This is a genomic window from Plantactinospora sp. B5E13 (assembly GCF_039871775.1).
Classification (GTDB): Bacteria; Actinomycetota; Actinomycetes; order Mycobacteriales; family Micromonosporaceae; genus Plantactinospora.
The window spans coordinates 136,250-162,032 of the sequence record NZ_JBDPLT010000003.1; the positions used below are offsets into that span (position 1 = coordinate 136,250).

Here is a 25,783-nt window from a genome sequence, read left to right on the forward strand (position 1 = left end):
GACGCCCGGTGACCCCGCTCACTCTTCGTAATTTCTCCTCGGAGCCGCCCGTAACCGGTCCGCCCCGCCGAACGTTTGTCCCGGTGCGACCGGTGGTTACCCGGGGCTCGCCCCGGCTGGCCGGTCGGACAGCTGGTCCGACCGCCGCCGCGGTCAGGCTCTGACGTTCAGCCACCGTCGCACCGGACGGCGACGACGCCGACCGAAGCGTCGCGACCAGCGAAGGGAGGTGTCGGCCGTGGGTTGGAACGCGTTCTACCGGCAGCGCGCGGAGCGATTCGCGCAACTGCTCGAGGAAGCCAACGGTGGCCGCCGCCACCACATCCGGTCCCGCGTCGACGCCGACCTCGCCCAACCGTTGGCGGTCGGGCAACGGCTCCGGACCGTCCAGTCCCCCGTCGAGGTCGACCCCGACTTCCGGGCCAGCCTGCGCGCCATGCTGGTCGCGACCGCCGAACGGGAAGGGATCGGTGCCACCGCCGACGACCCGCTCGGCGAGGACGCGGTCAGACCCGCCGCACCGGTCCGGGGCGCACGCTCCGCGCCCCGGGCGCCCCGGACCCGGCTCCGCGCCCGGGGCGCCATCGTCGTCGGTGTCGCCGTCGGCGCGATCGCGGTCTCCGGCATGTCCGCCGCCAGCGAGAACGCCGTCCCCGGCGACGCGTTGTACGGCATGAAGCGGCACACCGAACGCGCCCAGCTCGCGTTGGCCAGTTCCGACCTCAGCCGGGGACAGCTCTTCCTCGACTTCGCCCGGACCCGGCTCGCCGAGGCGAGCGCCCTGGGTGGGCAGAACGTCGGGTTCGAGGCCGTCCTGCGGGACATGGACAACGACACCCGGCAGGGCATCCGGCTCCTCACCACCGCCACGGTGCAGCGTCGGGATCCGGCCGCGCTCGACGCCGTCGACCGTTTCCTCAACGAGCAGGGTCAGCGGCTCGACGACCTGCTCGACCGGACCGGTCGGGCCAACCGGGAACCGGCCCAGCGGTCGGTCAACCTGCTCGCCAACGTGCAGCGCCGGACCGACGGGCTACGGGCCGCGCTGACCTGCGGCGCCGGGGCGACCGGTCGGGACGACTCGCTCGGCCCGGTCCCCCGGAACTGCCCCGGCGGTCGAGGTCCGGTGCTCACCACCCCGCCGAACCCGTCGGCCTCCGAGGGAACCGGCGGCCGGACTCCAAACACTCCGTCGGTCCCCGAGCGAACCGCTTCACCTCGGGATCCGGCACCAACCCCCAGCGAGGAGCAGCCGGCGGTCCGGGAGAAGAGCCCGTCCCCGGCCGCCCACGACAGCGGCGGCTGACCGCCCGGCGACGGCGGCTGACCGGCCGGCGACCCGGCCCGGCCGGGTCCCGGTCAGGTCACTCCCACGACCACGGGTGCGGCAGCGCAGATCTTCGTTACCCTCGCTGGTGTACGTGTGAGCGAGGAGGTCCGCGCGTGGCCCGTACCCGCAGGGCGACCGTCAGCAAGATGACGATCAGCACCGACCCGGACGGCCACACCGCGGGCTGGGCACCCACCGGGCTGGCGGACGCCCCACCGGCGCCCGCCGACCCCTGTGCCGCCGCCTTCTTCGACGTCGACAACACGATGATGCAGGGCGCCTCGATCTACTGGCTCGCCCGTGGCCTGGCCGCCCGCAACTACCTCACCACCCGGGACCTGACCCGGTTCGCCTGGCAGCAACTGCGGTTTCGGGTGCTCGCCACCGAGCACGCCGGCAGCATGTCGCAGGTGAAGGAGGCCGCGCTCGCCTTCGTCGCCGGCTGGCGGATCGAGGAGATCGAACGGCTCACCGAGGAGATCTTCGACGAGCTGATGGCGCCACGGATCTGGCGCGGCACCCGGGCCCTGGCCGAGCAGCATCTGGCCGACGGCCAACGGGTCTGGCTGGTCACCGCCGCCCCGGTGGAGATCGGCCGGGTCATCGCGGCCCGCCTCGGGCTGACCGGCGCGATCGGTACGGTCGCCGAGGTCCACGACGGCGCGTACACCGGACGGCTGGTCGGGGACCTGATGCACGGCGCGGCCAAGGCCGACGCGGTGACCCAGCTCGCCGCCGTCGAAGGACTCGACCTGTCCCGCTGTGCCGCGTACAGCGACTCCAGCAACGACCTGCCGATGCTCTGCACGGTCGGGCGGGCGGTGGCGATCAACCCGGACAGCGCACTGCGTCGGACCGCCCGGGACAACAACTGGACGGTGTACGACTTCCGCACCGGCCGGAAGGCGGCCCGGATCGCCGTACCGTCGACCGCCGCCGCCGGCCTGGTCGCCGGGGTGGTCACCGCCGGCCTGGCGATGCGTCGCCGCCGACACCTGTGAGCGGGACGCTCAGGGGCCGAACGGATCGGGCCGCCGCTCCAGCAACTGGTGCAGGGTCTGCTGGATGGTCTCCCGTACCTGGTCGGCGAGGTTGAAGACGACCAGCGGATCGTCGGCCGAGTCGACCAGGTGCGCGGTCGGGATCGGCGGACAGAACTCGATCAGCCACTTGCTCGGCAGCGGGACCACGCCGAGCGGCCCCAGCCACGGGAACGTCGGGGTCACCGGGAAGTACGGCAGTTTCAGCAGCCGGGCCAGCGGCTTGATGTCGGCGAGCATCGGGTACGTCTCCTCGGCCCCGACGATCGCCACCGGGACGATCGGGGCCCCGGTGCGCAGCGCCGCCGAGACGAATCCGCCCCGGCCGAACCGCTGCAGTTTGTAGCGCTCGGCATAGAGCTTGCCGATCCCCTTGAAACCCTCGGGAAAGACCCCGACCAGCTCGCCCCGGCCGAGCAGCCGCTCCGCGTCCGGGTTGCAGGCCACCGTACCGCCGGTCTTGCGGGCCAGCTCGGAGACGATCGGCATCCGGAACACCAGGTCCGCGCCGAGCAGTCGCAGGTGCCGGCGGGTCGGATGCCGGTCACGCAGCACCGCCGCCAGGACCAGCGCGTCCAACGCCACCGTGCCGGAGTGGTTGCCGACCACCAGACCGGACCCGTCGACCGGCAGGTGCTCCAGCCCGGTCACCTCGGTACGGAACCAGTCGCGGTAGAGGCGGCGCAGCAACGGCAGGAAGACCTGGTCGGTCAGCTCCGGGTCGAAGCCGAACTCGTCGACCTCGTACCGGCCGGAGAGGCGCCGCCGGAGAAACGCCAGGCCGGCGGCGACCCGCCGGTCCCAGACGTCGCCCGGCTGGTCGGCGACGGCCGGGGCGATCGGCGCGGGCCGGTGCCCGTTGCGCCGCGCCGGCCGGTCCAGGTCCGCCGGATCCGCCACCGGCGCCTCGTCGAACCGCCGGACGGAGTCGTCCACGTCGTGCCGCCGGGCGGATTCCTCCGCCGGCGCGTCGTCGTGCCGTCGCTCCGGACCGCTGGGATCGGCCGGTTCGTCAGTCATCGGTCCGCCCGCCCCGCACCTCGCTGAGCTGGCCGATCCGGTCCCGGACCGCGGCCCGGGTGTGGCGGATGCCGTCGAGGATCATCCGTTCGGCGCGGTGCAACTGGTCCGGACCGAGCGGGGCCGGGGCACGGTGGCCCTGGATGAAGTCGTCGAACGCGGCGGCGGTGGAGCGCGGGGTGAAGCCGTACTCGCTGATCAGCCTGGTGGTGTCGACGACCCGGCCGTGCACGAAGAGGTCGACCTGGTCGAGGCTGTAGCGGCCGAAGCCGAGGGTACGGGCGAGCCCGGCCGCCCCGGAGAGTCCCGGTTCCAGCACCGGTACGGCTACCCGGCCGGCCCGCCGGATCGCCTGGGAGAGGGAGAGCACACCCGGCCCGGCGACGTTGTACGTCCCGGGGTGGTCCTCGACCACCGACCGGTGCAGGACCTCCAGGGCGTCGTCGAAGTGCACGAACTGCAGCCGGGGGTCACGCCCGAGCACGGTCGGTACGACCGGTTGGGCGAAGTAGCGGGTCAGGGTGGTGTTCGCCCGCGAGCCGATGAACGGGGCGAACCGCAGCACGGTGGCGGTGACGTCCGGGCGACGGCGCCGGAAGCCGCGGACGTACCCCTCGATGTCGAGGATGTCCCGGGCGAACCCGCCGCGCGGCACCGCTCGCGGCTCGGTGTCCTCGGTGAAGACGGCCGGGTCCCGGAACGAGGCGCCGTAGGCGGCGGTCGACGACCGGACGACCAGCTTGCGCAGCCGGGATGCCCGCTGTCCGGCGGCGAGCAGTTGCATCGTGCCGATGACGTTCTGTTCCTTCATCGCCGCCCGGCCGCCCTGCTGCTGGTCCGGCGCGGTGAGCAGGGCGAGGTGTACGACAGCGTCGGCGCCCAGGTCGTCGACGACGCTGCTCACCGCGCCGGCGTCGGCACGGACGCGTTCCACCCCGTCGAGCAGGGGGGCGAGTTCGGGTGCCGGGTCGAGCACGTCGAGCCCGATGACCCGGTTGATCCGGTCGTCCGCGACGAGCCGGGCCGCGACGTGCGCGCCGAGGAAACGGCTCACGCCGGTCACCACGACCACCCCCGGCGCACCTGGGGTGCTTCCGGGGGTCACCTCGTGCCCCGCACGGGTCGCCCCGGGCCGGGTCCGGACCACCGCGACATCGTCACGTGGGCCTCCAGAGGTCGACAGCTGACCGGCGTCACCGCTGGCCGGGCCGAGGCCCGGCCAGGGTCACTTGCCGAGACGGCGACGCTGGACGCGGGTCTTGCGCAGCAGCTTGCGGTGCTTCTTCTTCGCCATGCGCTTGCGGCGCTTCTTGACCACCGAGCCCATACGACAGCCCTTCTGATGCATCTGCGGGTCGGACCGGAGTCACCCCCAGCGGGGTGATCGGTAACCGAGCTGGACAACGGACCGGACCGGCACGGTCTGGCTCTCGCCCACACCGGCACGTGGCCACGGTCGCGCTCCAGCGTAGCCCTCGGTCGTCGACCGGACGAACGCGCCCCCGGTCTCATCGTCGTCCGGACCGCCTGGGCACCTGGGTGCCGTGTCGATCGCCCGGTGCCGTGGTCACGTCGACGGCGGTGTACGCCGTCGGGAGGCTCCCCGCTCGGCACGGTTGACGGGTCTGCCCGGCGCTCGGACCCCGGACCCGGACCGACCCGACCGTCGTCAGGCGGTTTCCTGGAAGGCACCGCGCAGGTACTCGTGTACGGCGTGCTCGGGCACCCGGAACGACCGCCCGACCCGGACCGCGGTCAGCTCACCCGAGTGCACGAGCCGGTAGACGGTCATCTTCGACACCCGCATGAGCGTCGCCACCTCGGCGACGGTCAGGAACCTGACCTCCGGCAGCCGGCCGTCGGACTGTGGTGATCCTGCCATGGCTCACCGATCCATCCCATTCCCCGGCGCGGGCCGACCGGCCGGAGGTTCCGCACCGGGGCGACCACGCGCGTGTTACCAGTACGGTAGCGGGACGGCTGTGACCGGCGCGATCCCTTCGGACATTTGATCATCCTTGCCGACAGGTCCGGGCCGGTCGCCCGGGTGGTCGGGCCGGATTCTCCGGTCGGCTTGTCGGGCCGGATTCTCTCGTCGCGCGGCGGCTGGCACGCACGGCGCGGGCGCGGCGCGGGATGCGGCGCGGCACGGGATGCGGCGCGGCACGGGATGCGGCGCCCGGTGGCTCCGGCGGCGCCACCGGAGCCACCGGACGGGTGCCCCGAGTCGCTTCCGGACGCGAGTCGGGGCTCCGCGCTGGGAGCGAGATCTACTATCTCAGGCCCGGGCACGGCGCCCGCACGACCGTCGACGAAGCCGGACCGTCGGCCGGTGGTATGACCCTCCCCGGACACCATCTGCCGGGCACGCGTCACGTCGCGGCCTGGTCGGAGGACCGACCAGCCCGGGTCAGTCGGCCGTCTTCCGGATGTAGTCGACGCACTCGTCGTGTAGGTCCGACCAGTCCGCGTCGAACACCTGGCGGGCGGCCTCCTCCTCCGAGTCGCCGTCGTGCACCACGAGCTTGAAGAACCGGAGCAGCCGCTCATCGCCGAAACGGTCGCCGAGATGCCGGACAGCCAGGTAGCCGCCGCCGTACGCGGCCGAGACCCGCCAGTCCGGGGCGTCCTCGTCCGGCAGCAGGTCGTCCAGCTCGCCACTCCAGTCGGAGTCGGTCAGCCGCCTGACGTCGGCGAGGGTCGGGTACCGGTTCACCGGGCGCCCCACCGCTGCGGCGTACTCCGCGAGACCCTCGACCAGCCACCAGGCACCGTTCTCCAGTCGGGGCGTGCCGGAGAGCGAGGCGGTGTGGGTCAGCTCGTGCCGGAGCAGCTCGGCGTACTCGCCGTCGCGCAGGCTCTCGGAGTTGAGCACCACGTCGTACTGGCCGGAACCGATCGAGACGGCGTACCCGGCGGTCCACTCCGCGCGGTCTCCGCCGTACCACCGCTTCCACTCGTTCGGGCCGGCGTAGAAGATCCGGTAGCGGTCGGGCGGGGTGCCGTCAGCGGCGTAGCGGTCGGCGATCCGGGCGGCCCGGTCCGCCTCGCGCAGCAGTTTCGGCAGCCGGTCCCGGAAGGCCCGGGGCGCGGCGACCAGCACCCGCTCGCTGGTCGAGGCGACGAGCTCGTCCACCTCCCAGGGGCGGGGTCGGTCACCCTGCGACTCCGGCTCCTCGACGCCGATCATCCGGGGCTGGCCGGTGACGTCCTGCCAGGTGGTGCGGACCACGATCTCGATCGGCTCGCAGGCCGGCACCACGAAGCAGTGCCTGATCCTCAGGTCGGCGCGCCACTGCCCCGGCTCGAACGTCTGGACCAGCTTGCCGCGCAACTCCGGCTTCCACTGGGTGACCTGCATCGCGCGCAGGGTACGGAACTGGCGGCGCAGGTCGCGGGAGACCGGAGAGCCCGGCTCAGCCACCGCCAGGTAGCCGCCCTCGTCACCGCCGAGCAGCGCGGTCGCCTGCTTGTCGAGCAGTTCGACCACCCGTTCGCCGAGCCACTCCTGGGTGACCGTCGGCGGATCGCCGGCCTTCGGGCTGGGTGCGCCGGCACCGGCCGCCGTGCCCTCCGCGTCGTCGAACCGGTCGAGGGCGAGGACCCCGCCGACGGCCGGTACCGCGCAGCAGAGCAGCGCCGCGACCATGCCGAGAGTCACCCACAGCCACAGCCGGGGACGGCGGGGCGGTCGCTGGCCGAACTCCGGCGGGAGGCCCCCGGGTGGCAGGTAGCCGTACGGCGGTGGCGGGCCGGCGGGTGACGACACCGGATATCCGCCCGGCCCGGGATGTCCCGGAGGCGGTCCGTAGCCACCCACGGCCGGATAGCCGGAGACGGGCGCGGTGCCGCCGAGCGGCGGATGATCCGACGAGGGGTGCGCGGTGGGCGGGTGGCCGCTGTACGTGTCGTCACCGCCGCTCGGGCGGGTCCCGGTGTCCCCGTCAGTCACGGCCGGAGAGTACGACCTCGTGTCCAGTCCTGCCCACTCCGGCCGGGCCGGCCGACGAATCGGAACCGAACCGTCACCTTTGCCGCGCCCGCCGGGCCGAAATCCAGTCAGGATCAGGTTTCCCGCGTTGTCCACTGTAGATCAGAGCCCGCCCCGGACCGACCGCCGCGAGCCAGCTGCGCCGGGCGCAGACGAGCACCGGCACCGCCGACAGGACGGCGCCGGTCACGCCGGTCACCGTCACCGCCGCGCCGGCCGACGACGGCAGTACGGTGAGCAGCACGCCACACCCCACGGTCAGCACGATCATGGTCGCGGCGAGTGCGGCGGTGAGGCGCACCAGCCCGAGTCGAATCCCGACATGCCGCAGTCCCCGACCCAGCAGGAGGACCGCAGCCACGGCGGCGACCAGGGCGCCCCCGGCGAGCAGGTCGGTCGTCCGGGCCAGCCAGAGGTACGCCGCACCGGGCTGCTCGTCGCCCCACATCATCCGCCAGCCGCCGAGGTGACCGAGCAGCTCGGCGCCGAGGGCCTGGACGCCGACGACGGCGAGGAAGACCAGCGCGGTACGCCGACCGTGCGCCACGGCCAGCACCTCCTGCAGTCCGGCCGCGATCCGGCGCGCCGACCCGAACTCCCGTACGGCCTGCTCTTCGGCTTCCTGGCCGGCGAGACCGGCAGCCTGGTGGCTCTCGGCGGCGTCGACCAGGGCGTCGCGGATCTCGGCGAGCATGTCGGCCCGGAGGCGGGCCGATCCCCTCAGTTCGGCTCCCACCGTCGAGACGTAGTCGTCGATCGCATCGGTCACCAGGTCAGTCTTCCGGAGGACCGCCGGAAACCACATCCGGAGGTTCCCGGAGGCATCGGAGCGGTTTCGACCCGGTGGCGTCGCCTGCGCCTGATGTCGTAATTGCGGAGCAACGAGCGGTCTGGGAAATAACAAGTGGTAACAGCTGTCGACTGACGGTCTGCAGTTTCCTGCCCGAACCACGATTGCTCCTTGTCTGGTCCTCATAGACACCGGTTCACCCCGTTCGGGCGCCGACAGTCTTATTTCCGCTGAATCGTGGGTTTTCTTCGCGTAGGCCCGTGATGCACCTGATGGTCGCCGTACGGTGACCATCAGTGGTGACAAACCATTTGTCGCCATCCGCGCCCCGTGGTGCGGGCGTGTCTTGTATCCGAAAGGCAGGGAGCTCATGTCTGAACTCCATGGGAACCAGGTGGATCCCGGTCAGCCCAGAACGCGCCCAACAAGGCGACGGTCCCGGTGGTTCTTAGCCGGCGGGATCGTCGCGGGCAGCCTCGTGGCCGGTGCCGCCGGCATCACGGGCGTGGCCAGCATGGCTGGCGCGCAGGGTCTGCCGAACCTGGACCTGGGGAAGCTGTCGGTTGTCGCCTCGGACAACGGCAAGGACAAGCAGGACAAGGACGACCAGAACAAAGACGGCAAGAAAGAAGACGGCAAGGACGAGCAGGGCCGGCACGAAGAGGGCAAGGACGGCAAGGATTCCGAGGGCGGCTGGCAGGGCCGGAGCGACCACTGCGAGTCGGGTTCCGAGAGCGGCTCGAACGGTTCGGGCTGGCACGGCGAGGAGTCCGGCTCGAACAGCTCCGGCTCGAACAGCTCAGGGTCGAACGGCTCCGGCTGGCACGGCGAGGAGTCCGGCTCGAACAGCTCCGGCTCGAACAGCTCAGGGTCGAACAGCTCCGGCTGGCACGGCGAGGAGTCCGGCTCGAACAGCTCGGGCTCGAACAGCTCAGGGTCGAACAGCTCGGGGTCGAACAGCTCGGGGTCGAACAGCTCGGGGTCGAACAGCTCGGGGTCGAACAGCTCGGGGTCGAACAGCTCGGGGTCGAACAGCTCGGGGTCGAACAGCTCGGGCTGGCACGGCGAGCAGGGGCAGGACTCGGGGCAGCGGTCGGGCGAGAGCTCAGGCCGCGGCGGGTCGGGTGAGCCGTCGCCCAAGCCGACCGAGTCCAAGGACCCGGCGCCCAAGCCGACCGAGTCCAAGGACCCGAAGGCGAAGCCGGAGGAGTCCAAGGACCCGAAGGACAACAAGGACAACAAGGACGACAAGGGATCCAAGGACCCCAAGGGCTCCGAGGACGACAAGGGATCCAAGGACTCCAAGGACTCCAAGGGCTCCAAGGGCTCCGAGGGTTCCGGCTGGCACGGCGAGAACTCCGGCTCGTCCGGCGACCGCTCCGGGTCGTACGGCGAGCGTTGCGGTGACGAGAAGAAGGAGGAGGAGCGGCACGACGAAGAGTCGGTGCCCTGCGACCCCGACAAGCTCATCGCCGCACTGGTGCACGCCAACGCGCAGGGTGGGGGTCACCTCCGGCTCGCGCCGAAGTGCACCTACGTTCTCACCGCGTACGACGACCGGGACAAGCACGACAAGAAGCACGACCGGAAGAAGTACGACGACCACGGCACGACGAACGGCGTGAACAACGTCAACGGCGGCAAGCACGACAAGAAGCACGACGACAAGAAGCACGACGACAAGTCGGGCCTGCCGGTGATCCACGAGCGGATCACGATCAAGGGTGAGGGTGCCACGATCACCCGGGCCGCGAACGCCAAGGACTTCCGCATCCTGACCGTCGGCGACGGCGGCGAGCTGGTCCTCAGCGACGTCACCATCAAGAACGGTCGCGGCAAGGGCGGCGGTGGCCTCCTCGTCGAGGACGGCGGTAGCGCCAAGGTCAAGGACAGCAAGTTCACCCGCAACTCCGCGATTCACGGCGGCGCGGGTGGCGCGATCCTCAACAAGGGCGAGACCGAGATCACCTACAGCCAGATCAACGACAACAACACCGACGACAAGGGTGCTGGCGGCGGTATCGCCAACACGGGTGACCTGAAGCTCGAACGGGTCCAGGTCAGCAACAACAACACCCACGGCTTCGGTGGCGGCATCGTGAACGCCTTCGGGGTCGCCCGGATCCACAAGGCCGAGATCCACGGCAACCGGGCCGGCGTCGGTGGCGGCATCGCCAGCGTCTTCGCCCGGACCACGGTCGAGGACAGCAAGATCACCTTCAACACCGCCAAGGTGGGTGGCGGTATCGCCGCCGCCAAGAGCACGGTGACCGTACGCAAGTCCGAGGTCAGCCGGAACACGTCAAACTCGGACGGCGGCGGCCTCCTCAGCCTGGACGGCTCGCTCCTGGTCGAGAAGACCAAGGTCGAGGCGAACACGGCGCGGGGCGACGGTGGCGGCATCTTCGGCAAGGACTCGGACGTCACGGTCCGGGACAGCGAGGTCGTCTACAACGACGCCATCGGCAACAAGTCCCAGGGCGGTGGCATCTTCGTCAAGGACGGCAAGCTCCGCCTGGTGGACAGCAAGGTGGCGGAGAACAACTCCACCAAGAAGCCTGGCGGTGTCTTCGCCAAGGACGCCAAGGTGGATGTGGACGACGACACCACCATCATCAAGAACCGGCCCACCAACTGCGACGGCAGCCCGGAGCACATCGACAACTGCTTCGGCTGAACACCGCCGCTGACCAGGCCGGTGGTCGGTACCGGTAGCCGGTGACGGAGACCAGCACCGACAACGCCAACGGGGCGCATCCGCTCCCCCGGGGAGAAGGTCCGACAGGACCCGACCTCCGAGGGACCGGGTGCGCCCCCGTCGTACGTACGACCACCGGGGAACCGGGCTCGGCCCCGCCCGTTCGGCTCAGCCGGCGGTCAGCTCGGCCAGGGCGCGGACGGTACGCCAGTTCCGGATCGTCATCGCGACGGCGAGTCGCCGTTCCAGCAACGCGTTGCTGAACCTGCTCCTGCCGAAGCCGTCGGGATAGTGCAGGTACAGCTCCCGGCCGGCGAAGGTGAACTCGGCGGTCTCCCCCTCGGGCACGGTCAGCGCGGCGACCCGCGCCGGGTCGGGCGGCTCGGCCAGAAACCCGACCAGCAGCTTCACCTCGTCGCTCTGCACACCGAGGTACGGGTTGCCGTCCAGCAGGGCCGCCAGCTCCGCACCGGACCGGACCAGCACCGGCACGTCCAGGGCCAGTTCGTCGGCGAGGGATCGGCGGATCCGCCCGGCCAACCGGTCCGGATCCTCCTCACTGGCGAAAACCACGTTCCCGCTCCGCAGGTACGTCCGGACGTCCGTGCCACCGAGTCCGGTGACGATCCGGCTCAGCTCCGGCATGGCGAGTTCGGTACCCGCGCCGACGTTGACGCCGCGCAGCAGTGCCACGTACCGGGTCATCGTGGTCCCTTCGTCTACCCGGGTGGGCGCGACCTACCCCCGGCTGACCAGTGCCCGGGCGAAGAACGCGACGTTCGCCGGCCGCTCGGCGAGGCGGCGCATCAGGTAGCCGTACCAGTCGGTGCCGTACGGCAGGTAGACCCGCAGCGTGTGCCCGGCCTCGGCGAGCCGGGCCTGCTCCTCCGGACGTACGCCGTAGAGCATCTGGAACTCGAACTCGTCCGGTCCCCGGTCGAACCACCGGGAGCGGTCCTCGGCGATCGCGATCAGCCGGGGGTCGTGCGTCGCCAGCATCGGGTATCCCGCGCCGGAGAGCAGGATGTTCATGCATCGGACGTACGACTTGTCCACTTCCTGCGTGGACTGGTACGCCACCGACTCCGGCTCCTTGTACGCACCCTTGCAGAGGCGTACCCGGCTGCCGGCGGTGGCCAGGTCCCGACAGTCCGCCTCGGTCCGCCGCAGGTACGCCTGGAGCACCGCGCCCGTACCCGGGAAGTCCTTCCGCAGCTCGGTCAGGATGTCGAGGGTCGAGTCGGTGGTGGTGTGGTCCTCCATGTCCAGGGTGACCGTGGTCCCGGCGGCCTCGGCGGCGGCGCAGATCGCCCGGACGTTGTCCCGGGCCAGCCGCTCGTCGAAGCGCTGCCCGAGCGCCGAGAGCTTCACGCTGACCTCGGTCGCCGGGGTCAGCCCCGCCTCGGCCAGCCGGCCGAGCAGCGCCAGGTACGCGTCCCGGACGGCGGTCGCCTGTTCCCCGGTCACGGTGTCCTCGCCGAGGTGGTCGATGGAGACCGCGAGACCGTCGGCGACCAGCTGGCGGGTGGCGCGCAGCGCGTCGTCGGTGGCGGTGCCGGCGACAAACCGGCGGACGACGTCCCGGGTGAACGGGGCCGTCTCGACGAGCCGCTCGATCCGGGATGACCGGGAGGCGGCGAGGATGACCGATCGGAGCATGTGCCGAGCGTAACGCCAGCCGATCGGCGGCACGCGGGGACCGGACCGGGACTGGGGACGCCCGGCGAACAGCCCGGGGACGCCCGGCGAACAGCCCTGGAGACGCCCGGAGGTCTCCGGAGACGCCCGGTGAGCGGCCCGGGCGGACGCCCGGGGTGTCCGGGGTGGCGCCGATCCGCTACAACGATCTCGTGGAAACAGTGTCGCGACGCCGCCTCCGGTCCACGAGCGTGCAACTGGGCGCGCTCACCGCCCTCGCGCTCACCCTCACCGCCTGCAATCAGGTGGGCGACGACGATGACGACTGCGACCGGTCGACCCGTCCCCGGTCGCTCAGCAGCGCCAACCCCGTACCCACCGTCCAGGCACGGCTCGGACGGCCCGGCACCGAGCCGACCGCCGCCGTACCGGACCAGGGCGGATTCGGCACCCACCTCGCCTCCTGCGGCGGTTGATCGATGCGGCGGGAGAGCTCGACCCCCCGACCGGACTGGCACGACCTGGTCCGGGGCCAGGGACTGGTCTACGCCGAGACCGAACTGCCGGACGGCGGTTTCATGTCGTACTGGGACGAGACCGCCTGTTACGCCCTCGACCTCGACGAGGTCCTCCGGCTGGAGGAGGCGACCGAGGAACTGCACCGGATGTCGGTGGCCGCCGCCGAACATGTGGTGACGAAGAACCGGTTCGCCGAGTTCGGCATCCCGGCCTGGGCCGCCGAGGCGGTCCGCCGTTCCCTGCACGAACAGCCGCCGACGCTCTACGGCCGTTTCGACCTCTGGTACGACGGTAGCTGGCCGCCGAAGATGCTGGAATACAACGCGGACACCCCGACCGCGCTGGTCGAGGCGTCGGTGATCCAGTGGTACTGGCTGGAGGACGTCCACCCCACCCTCGACCAGTGGAACAGCCTCCACGAGCGACTCGTCGAGGCATGGCGGCGGATCGGTGCCGGCCTGCACGACCCGCTGGTGCACGTGGCCTGGTCGGACGAGGAGGAGTCCGGCGAGGACCAGATGACCGCCGGCTACCTCGCCGAGACCGCCCGGCAGGCGGGGTTGAAGAGCGAACTGCTGCCGATGCTCGGCATCGGCTGGGACGGGCGGCGGTTCGTCGCCCGGACCGACCCGTCCGACACCGCCGGCACCCCGATCCTCACCTGCTTCAAGCTCTATCCCTGGGAGTGGATGGTCGCCGAGCCGTACGGACGGTTGGCGCTGGACCCGGGAACGCCGACAACCTGGATCGAGCCGGCCTGGAAGATGCTGCTCTCCAACAAGGCGCTGTTGGCGGTGCTCTGGGAACTCCATCCCGGTCACCCGTACCTGCTGCCCGCCTACCTCGACTCGCCCCACGGCATGCCGGAATACGTGGCGAAGCCCTTGTTGGGCCGGGAGGGCGGATCGGTGCGGATCATCACCGGCGCCGGAGAGATCAATAATCCGGGCATTTACGGTGCCGAGGGTTGGTGTTACCAGGAATTCCGTGCACTCCCGTCGTTCGACGGCAATCGGATGGTCATGGGCAGTTGGATCGTCGACGGAGAGTCCGCCGGAGCGGGCATCCGGGAGAGCCAGAGCTTGATCACGGATGGCTTCGCACGGTTCCTTCCGCACTACGTGGACGCGCCACGGGAGCCCTGAGTCGTCTACGGTTGTCGGGTGAACTTCGACGCGTACGCCCGGACCGGGGTTGATCTCGTTAACGCGCGACTCGACAACCTCGACGATCTGCGGGCCGTTTTCACCGACGAGCACGGCTGGATGCGCGATGAGGTGACCGATCGGGATGTCGCCGCCTTCCGCCGGGCCCAACGGCGGTTGCGGGACGTCTTCGAATTCGGCTCCTCCGGGCGGGATGCCGACGCGGTGGCCGAACTGAATTCGCTATTGGAGAGCTATCCGGTACAGCCCCGCATTTCCGGGCATGACGCCAAGGACTGGCACATGCACGTGACCAGCCGGGGGGCCTCGGTCAGCGCCGAGTTCCTGGCCGGCGCGGTCTGGGGTCTGGCGGTCTGGCTCTGTGAGTACGGCAGCGCCCGGTTCGGGGTCTGCGCGGACGACCGCTGCGGCAACGTCTATCTGGACACCTCGTCCAACTGCTGCCGCCGGTTCTGTTCGGAGCGGTGCGCGACCCGTTCGCACGTCGCCGCGCACCGGGCCCGGAAGCGGGCCGCCGTGGAGGCGAAGGCGGACCTGGAGGCAAAGGCGGACGTGGTCACCGCCGCGGAGAAGACCCCGGCTCCGGTTGGCTGAGCGGTACGGGCCTCGTCGCGTCGTTTCTGGATGGTCCCGGGGCCCGTCCGCATCCTCCGTTCCGCGTCCGGCCGGCCAACGGGTTGGCCGGCTGGCCGATCGACCGGCCCTGCCGGCCCGGACGGCGGCCCGGTCCCGGGAAGGGCCGCCAGGTACCGGCTTCCTTGACCATGGGCAGGCCGTGCGTCCGGACCTCACCGCTGTCGTAGCCGACCCGGTACGGCACAGCGCCGCCGGCGGCGCTACCAGCGAACATACCGACCAGCGAGGCGGGAATCCGCAGTCCACAACGGACTCGGTCGTCACCGGTGGGCGCCGGTACCGCGCGGACCTCACGTCTCGGGCGGGCGGTAGACGATCGTCCAGGGACGGAGCGCCTCCGGTATGGTGCCCAGCACGCTGGGCACCGGGGCGGGACCGGTCAGGATCTCGACGGCGACCCCGGCGAACGCCGAGGCGGCCGGGTGTGGCGACCGTTCCGGCCAGACCGCCGAGGTCCGCCGGTTCAGCACCGGCTCGGCCAGCGGACGCCAGGCGACCCGCGGCTCGCGCCGGGCCGTCGACTCCGGCTCGAACGCCACACACTGCCGGCCGAGCACCAGCCCCAGGAGGAACTCCGGGTTGCCGGCGTGCCGGACCCGGCGGGGCGTGTACCCGTACCGGCGGCACACGTCGAGGACCTCGTCGTGCCAGCCGGGTGCGGTGGCGCGCGGGAACAGGACCAGGTCGTGCCCGGCCAAATCGGCCAGGTTGAGCTCGCGGAGCTGGGCCAGGGGCGAGTCGCGTGGCAGCACCGCCCCGAGGCGGACCGTCACCGCCGGACCGGTCCGGAGTCCGTCGGCCGCCTCCAGCGGATGGTGGACCAACCCGACGTCGAGCCGCGCCTCGGCGAGCATCCGGAGCTGTTCGGCGCTGCTCAGCTCCTGAAGGTCGACGTCGAGTCCGGGCGCCCGCTCCGCCATCCGGGTCAGCAGCGCCCGCAGGGTGGGAGCCGGGGTCTCCGGTGGTACGCCTGCCCGCAACACACCGAGTTGTCCCTCGGCGGCCTTGCGCATCACGACCCGGATCCGCTCCTCGGCCGAAAGCAGCGCGGGCGCCTCGGCGAGGAGCAGTTGCCCGGCGGGGGTCAGGCCGACCTGGCGACGGGACCGGTCGAACAGCTCCACCCCGAGTTCGCGTTCGAGCCGCTGGATCGCCTGGCTGAGGGGTGGCTGGGCGATGCCCAGGATCTCGGCGGCCCGGCCGAAGTGCAGTTCTTCCGCGACGACGAGAAACTGTCGCAGGTGCCGGGCGAGGTCCACCAGTCGAGGATATGCGTCCGAATATGAGACGGTTCCGGCCGGCCGCTACTGTCGGCTCCGTGCCGGTTCTGGAACGTATCGAGCGGATTTTCGACGAGGTGGGGGTCGACGCGCAGCTGCACGTGGCCGAGATCGACGGCGGGGCCGAGGTCGCGATCCGGGCCGACGAACAGGTGGTCCTCGCCTCCATCTTCAAGATCCTGCTGGTGCTGGAGTTCGCCCGACAGGCCGCGGCCGGTCAACTCGACCCGACCGAGCGGGTGCTGGTCCGGGCCGAGGACCGGCTGGGCGGCTGGGGTACGGCGGGCTGCGCCGACGACATCGAGGTGTCGCTGCGGGACCTGGCGTACTTCGCCATGTCGGTCACCGACAACAGCGCCGCCGACCTGCTGCTGCGCCGGGTCGGGCCGGACGTACTGTCACTGCTCGCCGCCGAGCTGGGGTTGGCCCGTACCCGGATCGTCGGCGGGCCACGGCAGCTGCTGGAGTCGATGTACGCCGACGTCGGGGCCCGGGACGACGCCGAGTTCGCCCGGATCTTCCCGACCCTGTCCGAGCGGCGGATCCGCGCCCTGCGGGTGTTCGACCCGGCGTCGACCACGTCCGGCACCCCCCGGGAGATGACCCGGCTGCTCGGCCTGGTCTGGCGGGACGAGGCCGGCCCGCCGCCGGCCTGTGCCCTGGTCCGCAACCTGATGGCCCGGCAGCTCTTCTGGACCCGGATCGCGTCCGGCTTTCCGCCCCAGGTACGGGTGTCGGCGAAGACCGGGACTCTGCCCGGGCTGCACATGGAGGCCGGCGTCGCCGAGTACCCCGACGGTGGCCGGTACGCGATCGCGGTCTTCGCCCGGGCCCGCCGGCTGGACGCCCGTCGGATCGACGTCGACCTGGCGATGGGCGAGGCCGCCCGGACCGCCGTCGAGGCACTCCGCGAACCGTGAACGGCCGCCGGGCGTGGACGGGTGCACGGCCGCCGGGCGTGGACGGGTGCACGGCCGCGAGGCGGCGCGGAGCGGGGTCTCCGGGGAGTCGACCGGTGGCCGGCAGCGGGTGATTCCGACCGACCCAACCGTCGGTTCAGTGCCGTGAGCAGGGCTGATATCCGTACCGATATCGGTGTTGCCGGCGGATGGTCTTGGACGGCGGCGGCCGGCCGGTGGTTGGGTTTCGGCACTCGACCCGCTCGGCCCGACAGTCCGCTGCCGGCCGAGCCTGATCGGAAGGACCCGTCATGTCCGAATCCCGCCTCGACCGCCGGAATCTGCTCCGGACCGCCACCGTCGGCGCCGCCGCGCTGACCTCGGCCAGCCTCGCGGCCAGTGCGACACCCGGGCTGGCCGCGCCCGTCACTCCAGCAGCCCGGGGCACCGCGCCGACCGCCGGCCGGACCACCGGCCGGACCACCGGCCGGGGCACCGCGACGTTCCGCTGGTTCGGTACGGCCGGCTGGCGGATCGACATCGGCGCGAAGACCGTGCTGGTCGACCCGTACCTCAGCCGCTACCGGACCGGCCTGTTCGACGGCGGGATGAACATGGCGACGCCGCTGACCGTGGCCGCCGACGTCGTCGCCGCGCACGTGGGCCGGCCGGAGACGGTGCTGGTCACCCACTCGCACTGGGACCACTTCAACGACGTACCGCACATCGCGACGACAACCGGGGCGCGGGTGATCGGCACGATGACGACGTACCAGCTCGGGCTGGCCTCCGGCGTCCCGTCGGGTCAGCTGGGCCTGGTGAAGGGCGGGGAGGTGCTCGAGTTCGGCGACTACTCCGTCGAGGTGGTCTCGTCGCTGCACAGCCGGAACGCGGCGTACTCGGTCGGCATCCCGGGGCTGCGGCTGAGCCAGCCGCCGAAGCCGGCGACCGTCGCCGACCTGCCCGAGGGCGACACCCTCGCCTACCTGCTGTCCGTACGGAACGGGCCGAGGGTCTTCTTCATGGGCGCCAGCGACTTCGTGGAGCGCAACGTGACCGGGCTGGCCCCCGACATCGCCATGATCGCGATGGCGTCCAGTGACGCGACCCACGAGTACGTACCCCGGCTGCTCGAGGCCCTGGACCACCCGTCGATCGTCGTACCGGTGCACTGGGACAACTTCGAGACCGAGCTGCGGAATCCGCCTCCGGTCCTGCCGGCCGACCGCCAGCGTCTCGAAGCGATGATCGCGACGATCCGCCGGGTGGCCCCGGGGACCCGGGTCGTCGTACCGGAGTACCTGACCGGCTACACGTTCTCCTGATCGACGGGGTTCGGCAGGAAGAGGAGGAATTCCAGGTGACGCACAGCCGCCCACCGCGCCGGCTCGGCGCACTGCTCGGCGCGACCGCACTGCTGGCCGGCTGTGGCGGGCCGAGCCGACCGCCGGTGCCGGAACCGACGGTGACCGTCGCACCGACTCCGACCGCCAGCTGCGCCGACGGCTTCCAGATCAGCGCCGGCCAGGTGAGCGCGGCGATGGGGTTGCGGGCACTCGGCATCGAGCTGCGCAACTGCGGCACCGCCCCCTACCGGGTACAGGGCTTCCCGGTCGTCCGGTTGCTGGACGACCGGCGGCAGCCGCTCGACGTCACGGTCGGCAACGGGTCGTCGCCGGTCAGCGCACCGGACAGCTACGACGGACCACCCCGGGAGGTGGTCCTGGCGCCGGGCGAGGTGGCCCGGGCCCGGGTGCTGTGGCGCAACACGGTCACCGAGGCGACCACGCCCGCGACCAACGGCAGCTTTCTGGAGATCGCCCCGGCGCCGGGAACGCCCGCGCAGCTGGTCGCCCCGGACGGCGGGATAGACCTCGGCACCACCGGCCGGCTCGCGGTCAACGCCTGGCAGCCCGCCGAGTAGCGGTCAACGCCTGGCAGCCCGCCCGCGTAACGGCGGCACGGTCGGTCGATCGGTCGACCACCGAACGGAGTACCGTGACGCGATGCCAACCTACCTGGGTGTCGACGGTACGTCCCTGTACTACGACGAGCTGGGCCGGCCGGAGAGCGCCGGCGGACCGCCGCTGATCCTCCTCGGCGGCGGCCCCGCCCGGCATCCCCGCTACCTCGGTGACCTGGCCGGACTCGGCGACCGGCACCGGCTGGTCGTACCGCACCTGCGCGGGGTGGGTCGGTCGCCGGAGCCGGCCGCGGTGGAACTCGGCTCCTGGTGGTGCCAGGCCGAGGACGTGGACCGGCTGCGTGGGCAGCTCGGGCTGGAACAGGTGCTGCTCGTCGCGCACTCGGCCGGCACCCCGCTGGCGATCGGCTACGCGACCCGGTTCCCGAGCCGGGTCGCCGCGATGGTGCTGATCACCCCGCCGGCCGGGCTGCTGGTCGACGTACCGTCGGACAGCCCGGAGCTGATGGCGGACCGGCGGGGCGAGCCGGCCCTGGAGGCCGCGATCGAGGCGTGGGGCGTCGGGCTGACGATCGACGACGAACACTTCGACGAGTGGCAGCGACGGGCCGCCCCGATCGGGTACGCCGCCTGGGGCGAGACCGAGCGGGCGCACGCCGCCGACGCCGAGTACGGGCTGGCGGCCCGCCGGGCGTACTTCAGCGTCGACCCCCCGGAGGACCTCACCGACCGGTTGACCGGGATCGAGGCGCCGGTGCTGGTGGTCGCCGGGGCGCGGGACTACGTCACCGGGCTCGCCCCGGTGCTGGCGTTGGCGGAGCTGTTCCCGGCCGGCGAGCTGGCCACCATCGAGCACTGTGGACACTTTCCGTGGGTCGAACAGCCGACCGCGTTCCGTCGGGCGGTCGACGGCTTCCTCGACACGGTGGCGCCCCCGGCCGCCGCCGGCTGACAATCTGCCTGCACCCGGAAATTGCCGGTTTGGGGCAGAGGTGCCTATGGTCGGACAATGGCCCGGGACCTGACAGCCCACCTGCTGCGCCGCGCGACGTTCGGCCCGACCGCCGACGAGGTCGACGCCGCCGTACGAGCCGGATTCGACGCCACCCTCGACCGGCTGCTCAACCCGGCCGGTGACGATCATGGTGCGGCGGCGACCCCGGCTCCCCAACTCGGTCCCGACCCGCGCGCGACCCTCGACCGGTCGGCGGGCCGGGAACAGCGTCAGCAGGCGAACCGGCGGCGTACCGAACAGGTGCGACAGTTGACGTACTGGTGGCTGGACCGGATGGTCGCCGCCGAGCACCAGCTCGTCGAGAAACTCGTCTTCTTCTGGCACGGGCACTGGGCGACCAGTGTGCAGAAGGTCAGGTCCGCCCAGCTCATGCTGGGCCAGCTCGACACCCTGCGCCGGCACGGTCGGGGCGGGTTCGACAGCCTGGTCGCCGCGATGGTGCGGGATCCCGCGCTGATCCTCTGGCTCGACGGGGAGAAGAACACCCGCCGGGCGCCGAACGAGAACCTGGCCCGCGAGCTGATGGAACTCTTCACCCTCGGCATCGGCCACTACACCGAGGACGACGTGAAGGCCGGCGCCCGGGCGTTGACCGGCTGGACCGTGGCCCGGGACACCGGCGTGGCCGGGTTCAACCCGAAACGGCACGACCGGGGGCCGAAGACGATCCTCGGCCGGACCGACCGATTCGACGCCGACTCGTACGCCCGGCTGCTCGCCGCCCGGCCGGAGACGGCCGGGTACGTCCACGGCCGCCTGTGGCTCCGGTTCGCCGGCACCGAGCCGGTGCCCGCCGCCCCGGCAGGCGACACCGGCGCCCCGCTCGACGCCACCGGCACCGCCAAGCCGGTCGACGTCACCGCCGCGCTGCGGGCGATCTTCACCGATCCGGCGTTCGGGCAGAGCCGGGGGCACCTGGTCAAACAGCCGGTCGAGTGGGCGGTCGGCGCGATGCGCCAGCTCGGCGTACGGCCGTCCGCGTTCTCCGACCAGCAACGCCGGCAGCTCCTGTCGGGACTGTCCGGAATGGACCAGTTGCCGTTGCGGCCGCCGAGCGTCGGCGGCTGGCCGGCCGGCCCCGCCTGGCTGACCACCTCGGCGCTCCAGGCCCGGATGCGGCTGGCCGAACTGTTCGCGGCGGCGGCGTCGCCGGCGGCGGTCCAGCGACTCGACTCGACACCGGAGGCGGACCGGCTCGACGCGCTGGCCCGGCTCCTGGTCGTGGACACCTGGACCGACCGCAGCCGGGCGGCGCTGACACCGCTGGCCGGCCGGACGCAGCGCCTGATCGCGGCCGGCCTGGTGAGTCCCGAGTACACCGTCAGCTGACAACCGGAGGCCAGACGTGGACACCCTGACCCGACGTAGGTTCCTGATCGCCAGCGGCGTGGTGGGCGCGGGCGCGCTGGCCGCCGGCGCCGCCACGCTCACCCTCACCGACCTGCTGGCCACGGCGGGCGACCGGGACCCGAACGGACGCACGCTCGTGCTGGTCACCCTCTACGGCGGCAACGACGGCCTGAACACCGTCGTCCCGTACGCCGACCCGGCGTACCACGACGCCCGGGGCGAGCTGGCCTACCCGGCGGACGAGGTGCTCCGGCTCGACGACGCGGTCGGGCTGAACCCGGCGTTGACCGGTCTGCACGGTCTGCACGGTCAGCGGCGGCTGGCAATCGTCCGTGGGGTCGGCTACCCGAAGCCGGACCGCAGCCACTTCCGCTCGATGGACATCTGGCAGACCGCCGCTCCCGAGCGGCCCGGGACGACCGGCTGGGTCGGACGCTGGCTGGACGGGGTCGGCGGGGACCCCCGGCTCGCGGTCTCGTTCGAGTCGGCGGTGCCGCCGCTGCTGGCCGGGGAGCGGAGCGCCGGTGCCTCGGTACCGGTGGGCGGGCGGGCCCGGCGGGGTGGCCTGCCGGACGAGACCCTGGCCGGGTTCGCCGCCGGCAGCCCGGGCGAGTCACCGGCCCAGGCCCGGGCGGCGGCGTGCTTCGCCGACCTGCGCTCCGTCGACCAGATGATCGCCGCGGTACGGGACGCGGCCGAGGACGCCGGGGAGGCCGACGACGCGGAGGACCGGCCGGCGGCGACCGCGACCGGCGGTGCCCGTACGTCGTTGCAGGCGCAACTGGACCTGGTCGCGCAGTGTGTCGAGGCCGGGGTGTCGACCCGGGTCTTCTCCGTCTCGCTCGGCGGCTTCGACAGCCACGCCGACGAGAAGCAACTGCACGCGGTGCTGCTGGGTCAGTTGGACCGGGCGCTGACCGGATTCGTCGAACGGATGGCGCGTACCGAGGCGGGCCGCAGGGTGGTGGTCGCGGTCTACTCCGAGTTCGGCCGACGGGTCCGGGCCAACGCCTCGGACGGTACCGACCACGGCACCGCGTCCAACGTCCTCCTGCTCGGCGCCGGGGTACGTGGCGGACTGCACGGCGAACAACCGAGCCTGACCGACCTGGACGACGGCGACCTGAAGTTCACCGTCGACTTCCGGGACGTGTACGCGACGCTGCTGACGGAGGTGCTGGACGCCGACCCGGAGCGGGTTCTGGACGGTTGGCAGGGCCGGCAGGAAAAGCTCTTCGGATAGATTCCCGGCCCCGGGTGGCAACCATCCGCGTCCGTCGCCCTGTTGACGGTGCGGAGGCGTGGTGGACGATTCGGATGCGGTACGTGACTTCGAGGCGTACGTGGCGGTGGCCTGGCCCCGGCTGCTGCGCTCGGCGTGGTTGCTGACCGGTGACTGGCACCGGGCCGAGGACCTGCTGCAGACCGTGCTCGCGCGGGTCTACAGCAGATGGCCCCGGGTCCGGGACGGTGTACCGGACGCCTACCTGCGGGCGATGCTGGCCACCACCTATCTGAACTGGTGGCGGCGCCGCTGGCGGGCCGAGGTGCCGACGGACCGGATCCCCGAGCGATCCGGCGCCGACCCGCACGCGGACGCCGACGTCCGGGACGTGGTCCGGGTGGCGCTGCGCGGGCTGCCGCGTCAGCAGCGGGCGGTGCTCATGCTCCGGTTCCACGCCGACCTGACCGAGGCGGCGACCGCCCGCACCCTCGGCATCAGCCTGGGCACGGTCAAGTCCTACACCGCCAGGGCGCTCGCCGCGCTCCGGTCCGATCCCGCGCTGCGGGCCCTGTTGACCGAGGAGGCGCAGCGATGAGAGCCGAGGAGCCGCTGGCGCGCCTGCTCGACCAGGCCGTTCCCGATATTCCGGACGACCTGCGCCGGCCTCCGCTGGCAGGGCTTCGGTCCCGGGTCCGGCGCCGCCGTACCCGCCGCACCGTGGTGGCGGCCGGTGTGACGCTGGCGCTGGTGGCCGGCCCGACCCTGTGGTACGCCTCCACGTCGGACCGGTCGGGGCGGACCGGGTCGGAGACGGCGGGTGGGCCGGCCGTGGCCGTGGACGACCGGCTCACCTGGTGGATGGCGCGGGTGGGCCGCGACGACCGGACGCTCACCGTCTACGTGTCGCGGCCCGCCGACGGCACGCCCTGCCAGGGGACCTGGCAGCCCGGGGCGACCGTCTCACCCGGCACGGGCGCGGTCACCATCGCGGTCACCGACGACTCCCCGACCGGCACCGGCTGCGGCGACGACAAACTGACCCCGCTCCGGGTGACTCTGCCGGAGCCGCTCGCCCGCCGCGACCTGGTGGACGCGTACGACAACGGTGACCGGCCGGTGTACCGGGAGGCGGACCTGCCGGAGGTGCCCGGTGGGACGGACGGCTGGTGGGAAGTGTCGACGACGTTCAGCTCGCCCAGGCCGGCAGATTTCGGGCCGCCCGGCGCCTGGGCGGTGTCGTACACCCGCCCCGGTGGGCCGGACATCAAGATCCGGGGCTATCCGGCCGGCCACGACCTGGCTGCGGTACCGGAGGGCGATCCGGTGGACACCGTCGAGGTGACCGGCATGCGTGGCAGGATCGATCCGTATGGCGGAGACCGTTTTCTGCTGCGCTGGCAGGTGGCGGACACGGTCTACCTGCTCGACGTCGTGCCGTCCGAGGGTGCCACGATGTCGTTGGCGACGTTCCGTGACGTGCTGAGCCGGATCGGCATCTCCTGACGGCTCCGGGCCGCCGGGCGACTAGGCTGCACCGCCATGTCTGAGCCACCGTTTCTCACCGCCACCCGGGAGTCGTACGACAACACCGTGCAGGAGTACGTCGACATGTTCGGTAACCACCTGGCCGACAGCCCGGTGGACCGGGCCCTGCTGGGCCTCTTCGCCGACCTGGTCCGCGCCGACGGCGCCGACCGTCCGGTCGCCGATGTCGGGTGCGGGCCGGGCCGGGTGACCATCGTGCTGCAGGAGTTGGGACTGAACGCGTTTGGCGTCGACCTCTCCCCCGGGATGGTCGACTACGCCCGCCGCACCTATCCGGAGCTGCGGTTCGAGGTCGGCTCGATGCTCGCCCTCGACCTGCCGGACGCCTCGCTCGGCGGGCTGCTGGCGTACTACGCGATCATCCACGTGCCGTGGGAGCGGCGGCCAGAGGTGTTCGCCGAGTTCCACCGGGTGCTCGCCCCGGGCGGGCAGCTGATGCTGGCCTTCCAGGTCGGTGACGACGTGATGCACCGGGACGAGGCGTTCGGCAAGCCGATCAACTGCGACTGGTACCGGCAGCGGCCGGACGACATCTGCCAGCTGCTCCGGGAAGCCGGCTTCGAGCCCCGGTCGACAACCGTCCGGGAGCCGGCCGGCGAGGAGAAGACCGTGCAGGGTTACGTGCTGGCCCGCAAGCCCGACTGAGATCGCGGAAGGCCTGTCCTTCCGGCCCGTCGCCTCCTGCCGTCCGGGCGAACCTACCTACGCCCTCCGACAAAATCTATGCTCGAAGCACTAGACATGCTCGACGCGGGCAACTAATGTTCCTGACGTCGAGAGAGAACAACAAAGACGCGGACGAGACCGCCCCGCACGAGGGCGAGGGAGCCGGGGCCGAGGAAACGATCAGCGCCCCGCCAGGCAACAGAAACACCGCAGTACAGCACGACGCACCTTGCAGTGACGCAAGACCGAAGTACCGCAGTACCCCGGTCATGATTTTGCGGGCCGGGCGATCAGGGTGGTGGGGCCAATGTCAGGTTCAGGGCTCCACCTGGAGGTAACACCGTTCCGTCGCACGTGCCGGGGCCATGAAGTCGCGTGGGGCTCCGACGCCGGCGGACAGCACGAAGGAAGTCAGAGGAAAGGGAGGTCCGTACACCGTTGGATCGCCCGCTGCCGGCCGCACGTTGACGGGCCGGGCGCGGACACCGTTGTTGCCATCGAACGAAAGGTGGTCTCCGGTCACGCTTATGCGATCCTCGCACCCAAAACCCTCACGCAGGGTGGGTGTGGATATGACAAGCCGACGTTCTCGTCGGTAGATGGTGTCTTCGACCTGTAACCCTTGGGCCCCGGCGCTTCGGCACCGGGGCCCTCGTCATGGAGGTATATGTGGCTCAACCCGACGACGTGCTCGACGACGAGAACTACCCCGCCTACACCATGGGCCGCGCCGCGGAGATCATCGGCTGCTCGCCGGACTTCCTACGCCGGCTCGGCGACGCGAAGCTGATCGCTCCGTACCGCTCCAGCGGCGGGCACCGCCGCTACTCCCGCTACCAACTACGCCTTGCCGCCCGAGCCCGGGAGATGTGCGACCAGGGCACCGACGTAGCCGCTGCCTGCCGCATCATCATCCTCGAAGACCAGCTTGAGGAAGCCCTCCGGCACAACCAGACCAGTCAGTGACCACACCTCGGCCCAGGCAGTAGAGACCGGGCCTACGCGACCACACGCGGTCCCTCCCGTCAGGGCAGGGGCCGTTCGTCGTCAC

At 71.7% G+C, this 25,783-nt stretch carries 24 protein-coding genes and 1 pseudogene; 16 read left to right on the forward strand and 9 right to left on the reverse strand.

The window, feature by feature from the left end; translation table 11 throughout:
- Positions 1-238: 238 nt before the first annotated feature.
- Positions 239-1,111, forward strand: a pseudogene (locus ABGB05_RS04315) (DUF5667 domain-containing protein); the annotation flags it as partial.
- A gap of 365 nt (positions 1,112-1,476) precedes the next feature.
- Positions 1,477-2,331 (forward strand): HAD-IB family hydrolase, encoded by an 855-nt coding sequence (locus ABGB05_RS04320; RefSeq protein ID WP_347651815.1) that lies wholly within the window; start codon positions 1,477-1,479, stop codon positions 2,329-2,331.
- A 9-nt stretch (positions 2,332-2,340) separates the two neighbouring features.
- On the opposite strand, the gene ABGB05_RS04325 is transcribed toward ABGB05_RS04320, so the two are convergent.
- The 6 genes from ABGB05_RS04325 to ABGB05_RS04350 all read right to left on the reverse strand — a co-directional run bounded on the left by ABGB05_RS04325 (position 2,341) and on the right by ABGB05_RS04350 (position 8,150).
- Complete coding sequence (locus tag ABGB05_RS04325) at positions 2,341-3,390, reverse strand: lysophospholipid acyltransferase family protein (RefSeq protein WP_347651816.1); 1,050 nt, start codon at positions 3,388-3,390, stop codon at positions 2,341-2,343.
- Positions 3,383-4,495 (reverse strand): NAD-dependent epimerase/dehydratase family protein, encoded by a 1,113-nt coding sequence (locus tag ABGB05_RS04330; protein ID WP_347651972.1) that lies wholly within the window; start codon positions 4,493-4,495, stop codon positions 3,383-3,385. The genes ABGB05_RS04325 and ABGB05_RS04330 overlap by 8 nt, the downstream gene beginning before the upstream one ends.
- A 120-nt stretch (positions 4,496-4,615) precedes the next feature.
- Positions 4,616-4,717: an AURKAIP1/COX24 domain-containing protein gene (locus tag ABGB05_RS04335; protein ID WP_007465623.1), complete on the reverse strand. Its 102-nt coding sequence runs from the start codon at positions 4,715-4,717 to the stop codon at positions 4,616-4,618.
- A 342-nt stretch (positions 4,718-5,059) separates the two neighbouring features.
- Positions 5,060-5,272, reverse strand: a complete 213-nt coding sequence (locus ABGB05_RS04340) for a helix-turn-helix domain-containing protein (protein ID WP_331214529.1) — start codon at positions 5,270-5,272, stop codon at positions 5,060-5,062.
- Positions 5,273-5,800: 528 nt separating this feature from the next.
- Complete coding sequence (locus tag ABGB05_RS04345; protein ID WP_347651817.1) at positions 5,801-7,342, reverse strand: hypothetical protein; 1,542 nt, start codon at positions 7,340-7,342, stop codon at positions 5,801-5,803.
- A gap of 73 nt (positions 7,343-7,415) precedes the next feature.
- The gene (locus ABGB05_RS04350; RefSeq protein ID WP_347651818.1) at positions 7,416-8,150 is read right to left on the reverse strand and encodes a permease prefix domain 1-containing protein; all 735 of its coding nucleotides are present in this window, start codon (positions 8,148-8,150) and stop codon (positions 7,416-7,418) included.
- Positions 8,151-8,565: 415 nt separating this feature from the next.
- Between ABGB05_RS04350 and ABGB05_RS04355 the strand changes: the two genes are divergently transcribed.
- The gene (locus ABGB05_RS04355; protein WP_347651819.1) at positions 8,566-10,848 is read left to right on the forward strand and encodes a right-handed parallel beta-helix repeat-containing protein; all 2,283 of its coding nucleotides are present in this window, start codon (positions 8,566-8,568) and stop codon (positions 10,846-10,848) included.
- A gap of 189 nt (positions 10,849-11,037) precedes the next feature.
- On the opposite strand, the gene ABGB05_RS04360 is transcribed toward ABGB05_RS04355, so the two are convergent.
- Positions 11,038-11,574, reverse strand: coding sequence for a DUF1697 domain-containing protein (locus ABGB05_RS04360; protein WP_347651820.1), 537 nt, complete (start codon positions 11,572-11,574; stop codon positions 11,038-11,040).
- Between the two features lie 33 nt (positions 11,575-11,607).
- Entirely contained in the window at positions 11,608-12,528 is a 921-nt protein-coding gene (locus tag ABGB05_RS04365; protein WP_347651821.1) for a proline dehydrogenase family protein, read from the reverse strand.
- Between the two features lie 191 nt (positions 12,529-12,719).
- Between ABGB05_RS04365 and ABGB05_RS04370 the strand changes: the two genes are divergently transcribed.
- From ABGB05_RS04370 to ABGB05_RS04380, 3 genes are read left to right on the forward strand one after another with little or no spacing between them, the layout of a single operon-like run.
- Positions 12,720-12,983: a hypothetical protein gene (locus ABGB05_RS04370; protein WP_347651822.1), complete on the forward strand. Its 264-nt coding sequence runs from the start codon at positions 12,720-12,722 to the stop codon at positions 12,981-12,983.
- 3 nt (positions 12,984-12,986) lie between these two features.
- Positions 12,987-14,171, forward strand: coding sequence for a glutathionylspermidine synthase family protein (locus ABGB05_RS04375; protein ID WP_347651823.1), 1,185 nt, complete (start codon positions 12,987-12,989; stop codon positions 14,169-14,171).
- An 18-nt stretch (positions 14,172-14,189) separates the two neighbouring features.
- Positions 14,190-14,786, forward strand: coding sequence for a CGNR zinc finger domain-containing protein (locus ABGB05_RS04380; protein WP_347651824.1), 597 nt, complete (start codon positions 14,190-14,192; stop codon positions 14,784-14,786).
- Positions 14,787-15,118: 332 nt separating this feature from the next.
- Here the strand turns inward: ABGB05_RS04380 and ABGB05_RS04385 are convergent, their stop codons facing one another.
- Positions 15,119-16,087, reverse strand: a complete 969-nt coding sequence (locus ABGB05_RS04385) for a LysR family transcriptional regulator (RefSeq protein WP_347651825.1) — start codon at positions 16,085-16,087, stop codon at positions 15,119-15,121.
- A 59-nt stretch (positions 16,088-16,146) separates the two neighbouring features.
- Here ABGB05_RS04385 and ABGB05_RS04390 point away from each other — a divergent pair, with 59 nt between their 5' ends.
- The 10 genes from ABGB05_RS04390 (at position 16,147) to ABGB05_RS04435 (ending at position 25,698) form a co-directional block, all read left to right on the forward strand.
- Positions 16,147-17,028 (forward strand): serine hydrolase, encoded by an 882-nt coding sequence (locus ABGB05_RS04390; protein WP_347651826.1) that lies wholly within the window; start codon positions 16,147-16,149, stop codon positions 17,026-17,028.
- Positions 17,029-17,318: 290 nt separating this feature from the next.
- Positions 17,319-18,332 carry an MBL fold metallo-hydrolase gene (locus tag ABGB05_RS04395; RefSeq protein WP_347651827.1) on the forward strand — a complete coding sequence of 338 codons (1,014 nt, stop codon included), beginning with the start codon at positions 17,319-17,321 and terminating at the stop codon, positions 18,330-18,332.
- Positions 18,333-18,367: 35 nt separating this feature from the next.
- Positions 18,368-18,931: a DUF4232 domain-containing protein gene (locus tag ABGB05_RS04400; RefSeq protein WP_347651828.1), complete on the forward strand. Its 564-nt coding sequence runs from the start codon at positions 18,368-18,370 to the stop codon at positions 18,929-18,931.
- 82 nt (positions 18,932-19,013) lie between these two features.
- Positions 19,014-19,883, forward strand: coding sequence for an alpha/beta hydrolase (locus tag ABGB05_RS04405; RefSeq protein ID WP_347651829.1), 870 nt, complete (start codon positions 19,014-19,016; stop codon positions 19,881-19,883).
- A gap of 57 nt (positions 19,884-19,940) precedes the next feature.
- On the forward strand, positions 19,941-21,275 hold the full coding sequence (locus tag ABGB05_RS04410) for a DUF1800 domain-containing protein (RefSeq protein ID WP_347651830.1): 1,335 nt from the start codon (positions 19,941-19,943) through the stop codon (positions 21,273-21,275).
- Positions 21,276-21,291: 16 nt separating this feature from the next.
- Positions 21,292-22,539 carry a DUF1501 domain-containing protein gene (locus tag ABGB05_RS04415; protein ID WP_347651831.1) on the forward strand — a complete coding sequence of 416 codons (1,248 nt, stop codon included), beginning with the start codon at positions 21,292-21,294 and terminating at the stop codon, positions 22,537-22,539.
- 61 nt (positions 22,540-22,600) lie between these two features.
- On the forward strand, positions 22,601-23,116 hold the full coding sequence (locus ABGB05_RS04420) for a SigE family RNA polymerase sigma factor (RefSeq protein WP_347651832.1): 516 nt from the start codon (positions 22,601-22,603) through the stop codon (positions 23,114-23,116).
- Positions 23,113-24,024, forward strand: coding sequence for a hypothetical protein (locus tag ABGB05_RS04425; RefSeq protein WP_347651833.1), 912 nt, complete (start codon positions 23,113-23,115; stop codon positions 24,022-24,024). Before ABGB05_RS04420 ends, ABGB05_RS04425 begins: the two co-directional genes overlap by 4 nt.
- 36 nt (positions 24,025-24,060) lie before the next feature.
- A complete protein-coding gene (locus ABGB05_RS04430; RefSeq protein ID WP_347651834.1) occupies positions 24,061-24,711 on the forward strand; it encodes a class I SAM-dependent methyltransferase in 651 nt (216 codons plus the stop codon).
- 678 nt (positions 24,712-25,389) lie between these two features.
- Complete coding sequence (locus ABGB05_RS04435) at positions 25,390-25,698, forward strand: MerR family transcriptional regulator (RefSeq protein ID WP_347651835.1); 309 nt, start codon at positions 25,390-25,392, stop codon at positions 25,696-25,698.
- Positions 25,699-25,783: the final 85 nt, after the last annotated feature.